A 15,969-nucleotide genomic window follows, 5' to 3' on the forward strand; every position below is an offset into this window, starting at 1 on the left:
GGAAAGTCATCCCGCCATATGCCGCAGGGCAGCCAGCAGCTTGTCCATATCGGCTTCCTGATTGAACAGGGCCGGCGTGACGCGGACACAGGCCCCCCGCGCCACGCCGGCGCGATGCACGGTGAAGATGCCGTATTTTTCCAGCAATTGCCGGGAGATGGCAGCGTTTTCCGCCTCCCCCGTCACGCCACGCCGGCGGAAGCTGGTCAGCCCGCCGGTCAGGCGCGGGTCAGTTGGGGTCAATATCTCATAGGCCGGATGGTCGCGCAGCGGCTCCGCCCAACGGTCGCGCAGATGGCGCAGCCGGGCGGCAATGCGATTGGTGCCGATGGACTGGTGAAAATCAATGGCCGCCGGCACGGCCAGCAATGCTGCCAGATCGCGGGTGCCGGTATGCACGCGGGCGCGGATATTGTCGGGGGCGGGGTCCATCTCCGCCGGGCTGGGATCAATATCGGGCACCCGGCCGCGCCGGATGTAAAGCGCCCCCACCCCCACCGGCGCGCCGATCCATTTATGCAGGTTGTAGCCGACGAAATCGGCCCCCAGACTGTCGGCGGTGAATTCCACCAGCCCGATGGAATGGGCGGCATCGACAATCACATCCACCCCGCGCGCCCGTGCCATGGCGGTGATCTCCGCCACCGGCAGGATCAGCCCAGTGCGGTGGGTCAGATGGGTCAACAGCAGCAGCCGGGTCTTCGGATGCGCCGTCAGTGCCGCCGCATAGGCATCGATCAGTCCCTGATAGGTTGCCGGTTCCGGCAGGTCGATGCGCACCACCTCCACCCCGCGCCGCTGGCGCAGCGATGCCATGCCGGCCTGCATGGCATCATAATCCAGATCGGCATAGATCACCGTATCGCCCGGCCGCAGCCGGTTATAACCGCCGATCAGGGCCAGCAGCGCCTCTGTGGCATTGCGGGTGAGGGTAATTTCATCCAGCCCGCAGCCAATCAGGCCGGCCACCCGCTCCACCACCCGCTTGGCATCGGGGCCGAAGCTGCGGCGGGCATAGAAGGAGGTTTCGGCATTCACCCGCGCCTGCTGGCGCTGATATTCCGCCAGCACCGGCCGCGCCATCATCACCCAATTGCCGTTTTCCAGCTGGGTGACCTGCTGTGTGACGTCATACTGTGCCGCCACCGAACGCCAGAAGGCACTGTCAGCGGGCGCACCGCCCGTGGCCGGCGGCGGCGGAACCGGGCTTGCGGCGGCGGCCGGCAGCAGGCCGGCCCCCAGGGCCAGCCCGCCACCTTGCAACAGATGTCGCCGTGTCCAACCCGGCATCAGAACCGCACCTCCACCCGCGCATAATATTGGCCGCCATCGGTGTCATAGGGCGCGTTGCGGGAATAGACCAGGCCGCGGCTGGCCTGGAAGGTCGCCTCTTCCGGGTAGCTGTCGAAGATGTTTTCGGCGCCGACCCGCAGGGTGACATTTTCCGTCACGTTCCAGCTTCCAGCCAGATCGACAAAGCTCTGCGACCCGAAGCTCTGGAACAGGTCGCCGGTGGCATTGCCGGAACTGTCGGTCCATTTGCCGTAATAGCGCAGCTTGGCCAGCACACTGAAATCCCCCCAGCGATATTCCGCCGACAGGCTGGCATTATGTTCCGGCAAGCCTTCCTCAAACAGGCGCTTTTGCGTATCGCTGGCATTCAACCCGCCGCCGGTCACCCTGGTCTGGTTGAAATTATAGGCGGCGGACAGGTGCAGCGTGCCATCGGATACCGGCAGCGCGTAGGATGCGACAATATCCAGCCCCCGCGTGCGGGTGTCGAAATCATTGGTGAAGAAACTGACAGAGGTGAAGGTATTGGCCCCCGGCACGCCCAGGGCGATCAACCGGCTGCGGATGGCCGGCGTGACGGTGAAGCTGGCCGACTGGCTAAACCGGTCGGTCAGCTTGATCTGATAGGCATCGACCGTGGCGGTGAAGCCATCGCCGTTCTGATAGGCAAAGCCGGCCGACAGGTTGGTGGATTCCTCCGGCTTCAGCGGCTGGGCACCGAAATATTGCGCCACCGGGTTGGACGGCGACAGCCGGCCCGAGGTGAAGGTGTTCAGCGTCACCGTATCCAGCCCCTGGGAGGTGCGGGTGCTGTAAACCTGCGCCGGCGTCGGGGCGCGGAAACCGGTGGAGGCGGAACCGCGCAGGGCCAGCCCTTCCATCAGCTCAATCCGGGTGGAAATCTTGCCGTCGGTCGTGTGGCCGAATTCGGAGAAATCCTCATACCGGCCGGCCAGACCGACGGTCCAGATAGCGGTGATCGGCGCTTCGACATCGATATAGGCGGCATAGCTGGTCTGGTCGAAGCGGCCGGCCTGATCGGGGCTGTAGCCGGGGAAACCGTTGGAGCCGGTGGCCAGCCCCTCCGCCGCACCAGGGCCAACCGCGTAGGAGGCGTAGTCGCCGGCCACAACCTTGTAGATTTCCTGCCGCCGCTCCCCGCCAAAGGCGATATTCACCGGGCCGGCCAGCAGACCGCTTTCCCAGGGATAGCTGAAATCCAGATTGAGGTTCTTTTCTTCCTGGATCAGCGAACCGGCATCGAAGCGGGTCGGGCTGTTGGGGCCGAGGGAGGCGTTCAGGCTCTCCTTCATCTTGTAATCGATGCGGTTGCGGCCATAGGAGGCGGAAAGATCGGCGCGCAGATCGCCCAGCAGATTGCCGCGCACACCGCCGACCAGGCTGTAATCCTGATCTTCCTGGCCAAAGCGGGGGGTGAAGCCGGCCGGATAGAGCCGGTTGGCATTCCAGCCGGGGAACGCCTTGGTCGCCTTATAGACATTGCTGGTATTGGCGGGGTTGCGCCAATTAAAATCCGTCCAGCCATCGCCTTCGCCATAGGTGCCGAACAGATAGGCTTCGGCCTTTTCCCCCAGCGGCAGCGCACTGTCCAGCGCCAGCCGGATGGTTTCCAGATCGGGCTGGCCCCAGCGCTGCACCGGGTTGGGCACCTGCAGGCCGGATGATTGCTGGAAGGCAATGGCATCGGCACGCTGGCGGCTGCGCGAGGTGGCGTCGGCCTTGGTCCATTCCACCGTGCCGGTGACATGGCCGCCCTGGCCGATCCCCCAGCCGCCCTGCGCGCCGGCCTGATATTCGGTGCCATCGCCTTCATAATATTGCGACACCTGGCTGAAAGCCTGGAAGCCCGGCTGATCATCCAGAATGACATTGATCACGCCGGCAATGGCGTCCGACCCGTACTGCGCCGCTGCGCCGTCGCGCAGCACCTCAATCCGCTTGATGGCGAAGTTGGGGATCTGCGCCAGATCGACGGCCTGCGCCCCGCGCGACCCCAGCAGGGCCGAGCGATGGCGACGCTTGCCATTGACCAGCACCAGGGTCTGGTCCGGCGACAGGCCGCGCAGCCGCGCCGGGCGAACAAAGGCCTGCCCGTCAGCCGCCGGCAGGCGCTGCACATTGAAGCTGGGGATGGCCTGGGCCAGCGCATCCACCAGCTCGCTGGACACGGTGCTGTCAATGGTGCTGCCCCCCACCACATCGATGGGGGACAGGCTGTTAAAGACGGTGCGCTGGCTGCCGCGCGTCCCGGTGACGATGATTTCTTCCAGCACCACCGGCTCATTGGCGGCCATTTGCGTGGCCTCCTGGGCAAAGGCGGTGGAAAGGCTGGAGGCCAGCATCACCGCCGTGATGGCGGTACCGGTACGCATCTTCATCATCAGACTCGCTTCGTTTCTGGAGCATCCGCGCCGGCAAGGCGGCGGGTGCTCATCAATCAGAATGGCGAAGCGGGGTATAAAGTTGGCCGATGACGCTTTGGCTGTGGTTTGGTTACGGTTGCATGATTGTTATATTCATGTCTGCATAAATCTTAAATTGGTCTTAAAATTTAGCAGATAAGGGAAGGTCAGAACTTCTGCGCCACGGTGAAGCGGACCGAACGCGGTTCCAGCGGGTGGACATGCCGGTCGCTGACCCCTTCGGCAGGGTCGCCCGGCAGCCGGTCCGTATAGTGATAGACGGCGGCATCATCCTTGCTATCAAACAGGTTATAGACCCCGATCCCCAGGCTCATCCCACTTTCCAGCGTATAGTTGGTCAACAGGTTCCATTCCTTGTAGCCGCTGGACTGGATGCTGTTATCTTCGATCAGCGGGTGGGTGCCGAGGTAACGGAACTCCGCACCGGCAGACAGACGCCCGGCCGCCCAGGTGCCGGCCAGCCAGGGGCTGCCGCTGCCGGACGGCCCCAGTTCCTTCAGATAGATCGCCAGCGAGCCGATATATTTCGGCGCGTCGGGGATGAATTTTCCAGCCGGGTCAGCATCCCGGTAGCGGGCATGGCTGAAGGCGATGCTGCTGTAGAATTCCAGCCAGGACCAGGGGGCGTAGGTGCTGTTCAGTTCCAGGCCGCGCCGGCGGCTGGGCCGGCCGGCCTCTGTCTGTCCGGCATCGGCGCTGTAGGTCAGCTCAGAACCGAAATCCATCTGGAAGGCGGTCAGCGTGGCGGTCAGGTTGGGCAGGATGGTGGAACGCAGCCCCACCTCCTCCCCATCCACCTTGGCCAGCAGGGCCGCACCGCCCTGGGTGACGCCGCGCACATCATTGCTGTGAAAACCGCGACCGGCACTGACATAGAATTCCGTGTCCTTCCACAGGGTGACAATGGCGCTGCCCTTGGGCTGCAACAGGTGCGCGCTCACCTTCCCGGCATTGCTGCCACGGTCGGTGGCGCGCATATAGTCCCCGCGCAGCCCGACAACGGTGCGCAGCCAGGGCGTCCAGCGGCTGGTGAGCTGGAGATGGGCGCCCGCCCCCGTCTGCCGGACCGTATCATCCTTCAGAAAACCGGTGGTAACACGGGCCTTGGTGGTCTGCAGATCCACGCGCACATCATCATAGCGGCCGTCCAGGCCGCCCGCCAGCTCATGCTCCACGCCCAGGAAATCGAGTTTCTGGCCATAGCGGATGGCCCCGCCGATCACCGTCCGGTTCTCATTCTGGGCGTGCTGGTCGCCATCGACGGGATTATCCAGGAAATGGGTGAAGTTGTTCCACAGCGTCAGTTTGCTGTCGATAACATAGGCATTGGCCGTCAGCTGGCCGCCGGCCAGCCAGCCCCGTTCCAGCGACCGGGCGACATTGCCGGACAGGCTGATGCGCCGGGCCTGCCCGCCATCGGTGGGGTCCAGCGTGCCATAACGGCCGATCAGCCCCTGTTCGATGGCGCGCAGCGGCTGGTCTGTGGTGGCATTCCAGCGGCCCCGATAATACATGGCGGTCAGGCCAAACCCATCCTCCCGGTCGCCCTGGGCATAGCGCAAGACCGCGTTGGTCTTGTGCAGATTGTCGGGATGGTCCCACGGCCCGTCATAGCGCACCAGTTCCCCACCGGCCAGCAGACGGCCCTGCCCCATCTCGGCACTGCCAGCGCCGAACAGGCGCTTATATCCCAGCGTGCCGACCGTCAGGGCCGCCTGCGGGTCCATCCGGTCCAGATAGCCCAACTGGACGGAGCCCACGGCGGAGAAATCCCCCTGGGCGGCGAAATAAGGGCCCTTGGTATAGCCGATGCCGCTGACCAGTTCGGGAATGATGAAGTTCAGATCGGTATAGCCCTGGCCATGCGCATGGGTGCGCATATTGACCGGCATCCCGTCCACGCTGGTGGCCATGTCGGTGCCATGGTCCAGGTTGAAACCGCGCAGCAGATACTGGTTGGCCTTACCCTCCCCACTATGGCTGGTGACAACCAGGCCCGGCACCGTTTCCAGCATCTGGCCCGGCCGATAGGCCGGCAGCAGGTCCAGCTCCTCCTTCACCACCACGCCCTGGCTGGAGGTAACAGCCGTGCCGATCAGGTCCAGCCGCTGGGCGGTCACCACCACCTCTTCCACCGCCGCCACCTCCGTCGCGGCGGGGGCGGCCGGGCTGCTGGCCGGCAGCAGAATACCGGCCAGCAACGCCAGTTTCAGGGCGGGGAGCCCCCTGGCTTGTCGTAGCGATAGAACCCTTTGCGGTTGGTCGTGCATGGCTTTCCTCCCTTGCCTGTTCTGCTGCCGATATCCGGCGGGGGGAAAGCGGGGCACAAGTTACATACCGTTACGGGCAGCCAGGATAGCCCCCCGTAACGGCGGGGCAGCCCTGTTACGCCGGCTGAATGGCCTGGGCAAAGGTGAAGAGCGATTTGGGGTCCACCTGCTTTTTCACCTTCTGCAAGCGGGGATAATTCTCCCCATAATAGGCGATGGGCCAATCACCCAGCGTGGGGTCGGAGAAGTTCTGATAGGCCCCCACCGCCCCCGTCTGCTGATTGGCCAGATTGTAGAAATTCTGCTGCCAGATCAGGTTGGCCTCCACCTGGGCTGGCGGATCGGTGGGCTGCCACCAGTTCATTTCCACCGTGAACAGCCAGTCAAACCCGCGATGCACATAGGCGGTTTCGGTCGGCTTCATCTGGTTGATGGTCCCGCCGAGCTGGAAGAACTTGAAGGCCACCGGCATGGCCGTGCCGGGCAGCTTGTGCGCCAGCTCCATCATCTCCCCGACAGCGGCCTTGGTCAGGCGGTTGGCCATCATGTAGCTGGATTTTTCCTGATAATAATAGGGATAGGGGGATTCACTGAGGAAATCCTGGCCTTCCCAATAGGCGATGTCCGGCTTCACCACCTTTTTTGTGGCTGTTTCCCAGCATTTGCCAAAGATGGTTTCCAGGGTTTTGTCGCACTTATGCAGCTGGCCCAGCACCGAAAGGCTGATCCCCTTGCCGGCGCAGCGTTCGGCCAGGCTGGGCATGGTGACGCTGATCTTGCTGCCGAATTCCTTCGGCGCGCTGTTCAGCTGTTCCAGCAAGTCCGTCAGCACCTCTGTCAGGTTGCCCCCCTCCCAGGTCAGCTTGAACACGCTGACCGTGCTTACCGGATAGGTTTGCAGGGTAAAGGCGGTGTTGATGCCGAAATTGCCGCCGGCCCCGCCGCGGCAGGCCCAGAACAGGTCGCGGTCATGGGTATCGTTGGCGCTGTGCAGCTCCCCCTCCGCCGTGACCAGATCGGTCGCCGTCAACAGGTCGGAGCCGATGCCCAGCAGGCGCATGTTGAAGCCGATGCCGCCGCCCAGCAGGAAGCCCGCCGCCCCCACCGCATCGCAGCGGCCATGGGTGATGGTGCGGCCCATACGTTCCAGTGACTTATAGACCAGGGCATTGGAGATGCCGCCCTCCACCCGCACCAGCCCATCCTTGCCGACGGGTTCCACCCCCTTCATCAGCGACATGTCGATCAGCAGACCGGGGGTGGAGGAGAAGCCGGCATAATTATGCCCGCCGGAGCGCACGGCGAACGGCTTGTTATGCTTCTTCACCCATTGGATGCAGGTCAGCACATCCTCCGCCTTCTCACAGCGGGCGATGCCCTGGGGCGGGATATTGTAGCGTAGATTGTTGGGACGGCAGACATCGGCGAAATTCGGGTCTTCCGGGCGCAGCACCGGCCCCTGCATCGCCTTGGCCAGATCAGTCCAGGCGGAAGGTGGGGGGCAATAGGCACGGTCGCCATCGGCGGCGCGGGCCAGCCGTATCGGCCCCGGCATCTGTGTGGCAACGGCTAGCCCGCCCAGGCCAGCCAGAAAAGAACGGCGGTTATGTTCAATTTTGCGTAGCATGATGCCTCCGATAACTTATCGCATAGGTTTATCAGGGCATATGCGTCGTGCGCAAGATTTCAGAGAACAATCGATGGTGTTTTACAATCAAAACGTCAGGGCGCCATGGGGCGGCGATCACCCGCCGCCCCATCATTGTCACCAGTAGAATTTTACGCTGAGAGAGGCGTTGCGCGCCTCTCCGACGCTGCTGAAGCTCCAATATTTCCGATTGAACAGGTTGTTGATATTGCCCGTGATGTCGGCCCGGCGGCCGGCAATGCTGGTGCTGTACTGGAAGCCAGCATTGGCCACCACCCGGCTGGGCACATAGAGCTGGTTATCATCCGCCACCGGCCCCCGGCCGAAATAGCGGATATTGCCATGCAGGCGCAGCCCCTCCACCCACGGCACCTGATATTCGGCATTGGCCAGCCACTGCCAGCGCGATGCCTCTGCCGGGATATGGCCGCGCAGCGCCTCATTGCCGGCGGATACTTTGTCGATGGTGGGATCAAGATACAGGGTGCCCACGCCCAGGCGCAGATCATCATTCACCCGGTAGGCGCCGGTGAATTCCACCCCCTTATAGATATTCAAACCATCCTGGGTGAGATAGCGGCGGCCCTCCCTCTCATTGATGATCTGGTTGGCCCGTTCAACCCGGAAGGCCGCCGCCGTCAGGCTGACCCCGCCATGGTCATATTTCGCCCCACCCTCATATTGTTTGGAGATGGTGGCGTCGAGAACCTCGCCGGCATTGGCATATTCACCGCCCACACGCGTGCCCCCCTCCATGGATTCCACATAAGAACCGTAGAGCGAGATATATTCCGCCGGCTTGTGGATCAGCGCGAAGGTGGGGGTGGTGGCGGTGGTGCGATAGCCGCTATCCACTGTGGGGTCGCCATCCAGATCCAGCAGCTTGTACTTTGTGTGACGGGCACCGATAATCGCCTGCCATTGCGAGCCGAAATGCAGCGTGTCGGAGACGAACAAAGCCGTCTGCCTTTGGTCCGACGGGCTGCCCGCCGTGCTGAAATCAAGATCGCGGGTCACCAGGAAACGTTGCGGCTGATAGATATTGCCGTTGAAATCGTTATTCCAGTAGGAGGTGAGCGCGCCGAAATCGGACAGGGTCCGGTGCAGCGCCACGCCTGCCACCAGTTCATGCCGGATCGGCCCCGTCTCCACCTTGCCCTGCACCATCCCCTGGCCGAAATGCGCCTGGTCGGTCTCGGCGAAATTATAGGCGTAGCCCTGATAATCGCCGGCACGATTCAGCATATAGGCGAACATCTTGTTCGACTGATGGTTCTTGCGCGTATAGCCGTAATTCAGCTTGGCGGTCCAATCATCCGCCAGATCCCAATCCAGCCCGGTGGCAACGCTGGTGGTGCGGGTGCGGTAATAGGAATTATCGACGTTCAAATTGTCATAATCATAGGTCGGTTCCGGCAGAACCGTGCCCTGATACCGGGCCCAATAAAAATGGAAGGGCTCATGCTCCAGCTTGCTGGCCTCATGCGTGGCGGTGGCGTGCCAGCGCAGATCGGGCGTGATGGCGTAATCAAGGGCCAGCGACCCGACCCAGCGATTGACCCCCGCCTTGCTATAGGCCTTCCCCTGTTCCCCGGCCAGATTGAGGCGATAACCCAGCCTGCCATCCCCCACCGGGCCACCGGCATCAATATGGCCATAGCGGACGCCGGGATTGCGATAGCCCAGTTCGGTGGTCAGCAGCGGCTGCGCCGTGGGACGCTTGGTCTGATAGAGGATAGCCCCGCCCGGCGCGCCGAAACCATACATGAAGCCGGTCAGCCCCTTCAGCGCCTGCACCGTTTCCACCGATTCCAACGGGAAGTCGCTACCCCAATAGAGCACCAGCGGCACATCATCGATATAGTAATTGCGCACGCCCAGCCCCCGGATCTGGGTGCCCCACCAATTGGTGGTGCCGGGGCTGGCATAGGAGAAGACGCCGGGATCATTGATGAAGATCTGGCCGACGCTGGTGGCCTGACGCCGCGCAATTTCGTCCTTATCCACCAGGGTAACGGAATAAGGCGTGTCCAGAATGCTCTTTTCCCCCAGCGCCCCGCTGCTGACCGGCTGTTTCAGCCGTTCAAGGGTGCCGATGACGACAATATCCTCCGCCGTCGCCCGCTGGGCCACTTGCTCCGCCGCCTGTTCCTGCTGCGCCGAAACGGGTGCCGTCAATGCGCCCAGCAACCATAGGGCGGCACCCGCCCGCAAAATCCCCTTCACATTCATCGGTACCCCCACCCCTATTATCGACATTCATAATTCGCGCACATAAATAATAAGAGTCGTTCTCATTATCAAATTATTGCGGCGGGTAGCAGCCGTGCGGCGGATGGGCAGCAGCCTTCCCCTGGGAGGGGCGTGCAATCGGCCAGCAATATCCCTATGTTACTCAACCCTGCTTTCCGGTGCGGCCAGGGCCGCCTACGACGATTGGTGATTGGGAATGAGCCGTTTCTGGAGCCCCATTGTTCACAGCCTGACCCCGTATGTCGCCGGTGAACAGCCCCGGATTCATGGTCTGATCAAGCTGAACACCAATGAGAACCCCTATGGCCCCTCCCCCCGCACGCTGGCGGCCATCAAGGCGGCGGTGGATGACACGCTGCGCCTGTACCCAGACCCGACGGGGCTGGCCCTGCGGCAGGTGATTGCCGACAGCCACGGCCTGTCGGTGGATGAGGTGTTTGTCGGCAATGGGTCGGACGAGGTGCTGGCCCACTGTTTCCAGGCGCTGCTGAACCATGATCAGCCGCTGCTGTTCCCCGATATCAGCTATAGTTTCTACCCCACCTATTGCCGGCTATACGGCATTGATTTCCGCACCATCCCGCTGGATGCGGCGATGCAGGTGCAGGTGGCGGATTACAAGGGGCCCTGTGGCGCCATCATCCTGCCCAACCCCAACGCCCCCACCGGCATTGCCCTGCCGCTGGCCGAGATTGAAACGCTGCTGCGCGACCATCCCGATCAGGTGGTGGTGATTGACGAGGCCTATGTGGATTTCGGCGCGGAAAGCGCCATCCCGCTGGTCAAGACCTATCCCAACCTGCTGGTGATCCACACCTTTTCCAAGTCGCGCAGCCTGGCGGGGCTGCGCGTCGGCTTTGCCGTGGGCCAGCGCCCGTTGATTGAGGCGATGGAACGGGTGAAGGACAGTTTCAATTCCTACCCGCTGGACCGGCTGGCCCTGGCCGGTGCCGTGGCCGCCTGGACCGACCAGGACTGGTTCGAAACCCAGCGCCAGCGCATCATCGCCAGCCGGGAGACGCTGACGGTCGCGCTGCAGAGGCTGGGGTTCGAGGTGCTGCCCTCCGCCGCCAACTTCCTGTTCGCCCGCCACCCGGACCGCGCCGGCAAGGAGCTGGCCGCCGCGTTACGAGAAAAGGCCATCCTGATCCGGCACTTCCAAAAGGACCGGATCGGGGACTTCCTGCGGATTACGGTGGGGACGGAAGCCGAGTGCGCGCGGCTGGTGACGGCGTTGGGGGAGGTTTTGGGGTGAGGGGTGGGCGGTTGAGGTTAAGGGTTCTAATGAGAAAGAGACAAGAAATGAGTGACAGTGTTAATCGTATTCTACAAGGGCTTCGAGAAGCCCTTGATCACATCAAAAATAGTGTCGATTTTTATCAATCTTCAGCCAATATTCAAAACCACGATAAATTTGATTCAAGAAAATATTCACACAAAGAACTCAAATGAATATAGCAAACTATATCTTAAATGATTTTATTTCCATAAATTTACACTCATCACTAACCTCATCTACCAAACGCCGAATCCAAGAATCTGAAAATGTGTAATCGTTATGCGCTACATGATAAATACAATAGTCTTTATTAGTATTCTCCGGCTGAAGTGAACCTTTTTTTGGTCTTACTCGAAGTTTTCGCCATGCCTGTGTGTGATTGTGTATTGTAAAATCCTTCCCGGTTCTCTCCTTAACAGCATCTACAATATCCTTCGGCTTATGAGGATAAAGATGATCTGCTAGTTTATGCTGAACTAGAACGTTTCGGATATTTTTTCCTTCTGCAGATTCTGGCTGAATAAACTGGAAATGAGATCGAGATTTGTTTGCCGAATCAAGCGTGTAAACAACACGGAACTGATACTCAAGATCATCTATCTGTGATTCAGTCATCCCCTCAATTAATCGCGCATCCAAAGCATTAATATACCCTGGTATTTCATAGCTATTGAAGGTGGAAGCCTGCTCAAAATCAAATTTCGTAAATTGCAACGCAAAAGAAAGGTCATGAGACAACGTTAATTTTTCACCAAATAGCTCACGTATAGATTTATCAAAATTTAAACAACAAGCTTGAAACAAACTAAACCATTTTTTGTCAGCCCTGCCAAGCATCTTATGCTCTACATTGTCACGTATAATTTTCAAGGATCGTAAATTATCTTTAACGCCTTTCGACAAAGGACAATCCTGTCGGTCAATTATTTGACTTAACAGCAGCGATCGATCGTCCTTTCCAACTATTCTAACTCCTCTGCGCTCATAATACTCGTGCATGAGATATGTCCAAGCCACATACGATAACATAGAGAATACTTCTGTTTTAAAGCAAATCGCAGGGCTATTAAAAATCTGCACCGCTAAAATCATTGCCTCACGAGCCCGAATCAAACGCTCATGATCAAATAAATTTAATCCTGTCTTAGAGCTGTAAGATTCTTTTTTAATTTTAAAAAATTCTACAAGCTCATCGCTTGCCGGTAAAATGTCCTTATCTTTTTTCACTTCGGTAACGCGAGCACTATTAATGGTGGAATCTCTACCAATATTTACAAGGGCCTGGATGTCTTGATTGCGCCAACCCTTGTCCAACAAAGCTTTGACAATAGCTTTTTCTGTGTCTGTCAATGAACCGTTTTTATAGCGAACAACCATTTACCGCTCACTTTTTGAAAAATCAGGTTATAATAACATAATTCTAATGTTGCTCCAAGAAAAAAGTTGCGCAAAACACCAACAAATGCACGCTATAATAATACTCTGACTCACACCCTCCCCAGAAAAGTACAGTTTTAGGTAATTCCTCCACCTCACCGAAACGTCTCAATCTCCAACCCAAACCGTTTTAGCTTATCGTACAGCGTCTTCCGCGGCACCTGCAACTCGGCACTCACCGCCGCCACATCGCCTTTGTGGCGGCGCATGGAGTCCGCGATCAGGCGGCGTTCGAAGCCGTCCACCAGATCGGCCAGACTGGCTGAACCGGGGGTGCCAGCGGGGGCCGTGGCCGGGGGTGCCCCTGCCCCACCGCCCAGCCCGGCGGGCAGCAGGGGCAGGCCGATCACCGCGCGTTCGGCCAGGTTGCCCAGTTCGCGCACATTGCCCGGCCAGCCATGGGCGAACAGGGCCTGTCGTTCCGCCTCCGATACAAAGGGCGGCACGCGGCCCAGGCGGCCCGCCGTCTGGCCCATGAAATGGTCCAGCAGCAGGCCGATATCCTCCGGCCGCTCCCGCAAGGGCGGGATGGTCAGGGGCACCACGTTCAGGCGGTAATATAAATCCTCCCGGAACTTGCCGGCGCGCGACAATTCCCCCAGATCGGCCTTGGTGGCGGCGACAAAGCGCAAATCCAGCGGAATCGCCTTGTTGGCCCCCAGCCGCTCCACCTTGCGATCCTGCAATACCCGCAGCAGCTTCACCTGCAGGGCCAGCGGCATACTCTCAATCTCATCCAGGAAGACGGTGCCGCCATCGGCATATTCCAGCTTGCCGATGCGCAGCTTGCCGGCCCCGGTGAAGGCCCCGGCCTCGTGCCCGAACAGCTCACTTTCAAACATGCTTTCCGGGATGGCCCCGCAATTCAGCGCCACAAAGGGCCGGTTGGCGCGGCTGGAAAACTGGTGCAGGGCGCGGGCCACCATTTCCTTGCCGCTGCCCGTCTCCCCCAGTACCAGTACATCGGCCCCGGTATCGGCGACCTGCAAAATGGTGCGTTTCAGCGCCTGCATGGCGGGTGACCGGCCCAGGATCAAACTGTCAATGCCATGGTCGCCATCCAGCGCCGCGCGCAGCCGCCGCACCTCCGCCGACAGGCGGCTTCGTTCCAGGGCGCGGTGAACGGTGGTGGTCAAGCGCTCAGAGGCAAAGGGCTTTTCAATGAAATCATAGGCCCCGTCGCGCATGGCCCCAACGGCCATGCTGATATCGCCATGCCCGGTCATCAGCACCACGGGCAGATCGGGGTCCAGCCCCTGGGCGGCGCGCAGCAAATCCATCCCGTCCATGCCGGGCAGGCGCACATCGGTGATCAGCAGGTCGGCGGGCCCCGCCTTCAGGGCGGCCAGCGCCGGCTCTGCGGCGGCAAAGGCGGTGACGGGCAGGTCGGCCAGTTCCAGCGCCTGTTCAATGCCCAGGCGCACGGCGTCCTCATCCTCCACCAGCAGGATGCGCGGGGGTCTCTCAGCCATGGGCGGGCAGGTCGATCGTGAACATTGCCCCTCCTTCCGGGCGGTTGGCGGCATGGATGCTTCCCCCATGGTCCTGCACCATCCCGGCGGAAATCACCAGCCCCAATCCAAGCCCCTGGCCCGGCGGCTTGGTGGTGAAAAAGGGCTCGAACAGGTGGGGCAGGCTTTCCGGCGCAATGCCGGACCCGCTATCCAGCACCCGCACCAGGGCGCGGCCACCGTCGCGCACCGCCTCCAGCCGCACTTCCCGCACCGGGCCGCCGGCCACGGCATCCAGGGCATTGCCCAACAGGTTGACCAGCACCTGTTCCAGCCGGATCGGATCAAACCGCACCCAGAGGTCGGGGTCGATGGCGGTTTCAACCGTCGCATCCAGCCGCCGGCTTTTTTCCGCCAGCAGGGCCAGACTGTTGCTGGCGGCCACGGCCAGCCGCACCGGTTCCGGCCGGTTTTCCGACTTGCGGGCAAAGCCGCGCAACTGGCCGGTGATGCGGGCCATGCGCTCGGTCAACTGGCCGATCATGGTCAGATTCTCCGTCACCCGGTCGGCCTTGCCACGCGCCAGGAAGGCGGCGGCATTATCCGACAGGGTGCGCAGGGCCGCCAGCGGCTGGTTCAACTCATGCGTGATGCCGGCGGCCAACTGGCCCAAGGCTGCCAGCTTGGCCGCCTGCACCAGCCCATCCTGGGCGCGGCGCAGATCGTCGTTCGCCGCCACCAGCTCTGCCGTGCGGGCCGCCACCTCCCGTTCCAAGGCCTGGGCAGAGCGTTCCAGGGCCGCACGGGTGGCGCGTTCGGCCGCGCGGGTGCGGCGGCGCTGGCGCACCAGCATGGCCACCAGCGTCAGCAGCAACACCAACGCCGCCCCCGCCGCCCAGGCGATGCGCTGGGCATTGGCCACGGGGGCCATGTCGGTCAGCAGCAGCAATTGCCAATCGGTGCCCGGCACATTGCGGGCCGTGGCCAGCAGCGGCTTTGCCCCCGGCCCGCCAATGCGCAGGACAGAGGCCCCGGCCCCCAGATCGGCCAGCTGCTGCACCGCCAGCCCCTGCAGCTCCACCCGGTCATATTGGCGGGTGGCCGCCAGCCGCTCGCGCAAACCATCGGACAGCGGTTCCAGGGTGCGGAAGGTCCAGCCCGGCACGGAGGACAGGATGGTCACGCCATGCCCATCCTTCACCAGCACCCGGTCAGCAGCCTGGCCCCAGGTGCGTTCCATGCCGGTCAAGGTCACCTTCACCACCACCACCCCCAGCACCCCCTCAGGGCCGGGGATGGAGCGGGCAAAGTAATATCCCGCCTCCCCGCTGGTGGTGCCAATGCCATAGAAGCGGCCATAGCCCTTGGCCATGGCATCGCGGAAATAGGGACGGTAAGAGAAATTCATGCCGACAAAGCTGGCCGGCCCCTGCCAGTTGCTGGCGGCCCGCGTCGTGCCCTCTGTGTCGATGGCATAGATGGCGGCGGCACCCGACACGGTGGCCACCTGCTCCAGATAGGTGCTGGCCCGCTGGCTCAGCGGTTCATTGCCGGGGGCGGAGAGCATCTGGCGCAGGGTGGTGGAATAGGTCATGACCGACGGCAGGGTCTCATACCGCCCCAGCTCGCTGCGCAAACCTTCGACATAGATGTCACGGCGGGGGCCGGCCTGTTCCAGCAGCTGGGCAATGGCCAGCCGCTCCGCCAGCCATCCCGCCCCGCCAGCGGCCAGCACCGCGATCAGGGCGGGGATCAACCAGAACAGGGCACGGCGCCAATGCGGTTTCAGGATGGGCCTCGCTTGGGTTGGGCGATCTTTACCACCATAAACAAAGGGCCGGCGGTACGGAACGGGCGATGGGGTGGTCTCGCTTAACACCCCTGCCCTTTCCGC

Annotated in this window: 10 protein-coding genes; 2 read left to right on the plus strand and 8 right to left on the minus strand. The window is 61.5% G+C overall.

Features of this window, described 5'->3' with window-relative positions; translation table 11 throughout:
* Positions 1-6: 6 nt before the first annotated feature.
* The 5 genes from PCJ49_RS21300 to PCJ49_RS21320 all read right to left on the minus strand — a co-directional run bounded on the left by PCJ49_RS21300 (position 7) and on the right by PCJ49_RS21320 (position 9,914).
* Complete coding sequence (locus PCJ49_RS21300) at positions 7-1,290, minus strand: aminotransferase class V-fold PLP-dependent enzyme (RefSeq protein ID WP_269912727.1); 1,284 nt, start codon at positions 1,288-1,290, stop codon at positions 7-9.
* Positions 1,290-3,695: a TonB-dependent receptor gene (locus PCJ49_RS21305; protein WP_269912728.1), complete on the minus strand. Its 2,406-nt coding sequence runs from the start codon at positions 3,693-3,695 to the stop codon at positions 1,290-1,292. Before PCJ49_RS21305 ends, PCJ49_RS21300 begins: the two co-directional genes overlap by 1 nt.
* 188 nt (positions 3,696-3,883) lie before the next feature.
* Positions 3,884-6,007: a TonB-dependent receptor gene (locus tag PCJ49_RS21310; RefSeq protein WP_269912729.1), complete on the minus strand. Its 2,124-nt coding sequence runs from the start codon at positions 6,005-6,007 to the stop codon at positions 3,884-3,886.
* 115 nt (positions 6,008-6,122) lie between these two features.
* Complete coding sequence (locus PCJ49_RS21315; protein ID WP_269912730.1) at positions 6,123-7,634, minus strand: FAD-binding oxidoreductase; 1,512 nt, start codon at positions 7,632-7,634, stop codon at positions 6,123-6,125.
* A 138-nt stretch (positions 7,635-7,772) separates the two neighbouring features.
* Positions 7,773-9,914, minus strand: coding sequence for a TonB-dependent siderophore receptor (locus tag PCJ49_RS21320; protein WP_269912731.1), 2,142 nt, complete (start codon positions 9,912-9,914; stop codon positions 7,773-7,775).
* A 190-nt stretch (positions 9,915-10,104) separates the two neighbouring features.
* Here PCJ49_RS21320 and hisC point away from each other — a divergent pair, with 190 nt between their 5' ends.
* Complete coding sequence (gene hisC, locus PCJ49_RS21325) at positions 10,105-11,163, plus strand: histidinol-phosphate transaminase (protein WP_269912732.1); 1,059 nt, start codon at positions 10,105-10,107, stop codon at positions 11,161-11,163.
* Between the two features lie 47 nt (positions 11,164-11,210).
* The gene (locus PCJ49_RS21330) at positions 11,211-11,360 is read left to right on the plus strand and encodes a hypothetical protein (RefSeq protein ID WP_269912733.1); all 150 of its coding nucleotides are present in this window, start codon (positions 11,211-11,213) and stop codon (positions 11,358-11,360) included.
* A 10-nt stretch (positions 11,361-11,370) separates the two neighbouring features.
* On the opposite strand, the gene PCJ49_RS21335 is transcribed toward PCJ49_RS21330, so the two are convergent.
* From PCJ49_RS21335 to PCJ49_RS24790, 3 genes are all read right to left on the minus strand, one after another.
* The gene (locus tag PCJ49_RS21335) at positions 11,371-12,564 is read right to left on the minus strand and encodes a DUF3644 domain-containing protein (RefSeq protein WP_269912734.1); all 1,194 of its coding nucleotides are present in this window, start codon (positions 12,562-12,564) and stop codon (positions 11,371-11,373) included.
* Between the two features lie 155 nt (positions 12,565-12,719).
* Positions 12,720-14,096 carry a sigma-54 dependent transcriptional regulator gene (locus PCJ49_RS21340; protein WP_269912735.1) on the minus strand — a complete coding sequence of 459 codons (1,377 nt, stop codon included), beginning with the start codon at positions 14,094-14,096 and terminating at the stop codon, positions 12,720-12,722.
* Positions 14,089-15,954: an ATP-binding protein gene (locus tag PCJ49_RS24790; RefSeq protein ID WP_269912736.1), complete on the minus strand. Its 1,866-nt coding sequence runs from the start codon at positions 15,952-15,954 to the stop codon at positions 14,089-14,091. Before PCJ49_RS24790 ends, PCJ49_RS21340 begins: the two co-directional genes overlap by 8 nt.
* Between the last annotated feature and the right edge of the window lie 15 nt (positions 15,955-15,969).

The organism is Niveispirillum sp. BGYR6 (genome assembly GCF_027568365.1).
GTDB lineage: Bacteria > Pseudomonadota > Alphaproteobacteria > Azospirillales > Azospirillaceae > Niveispirillum.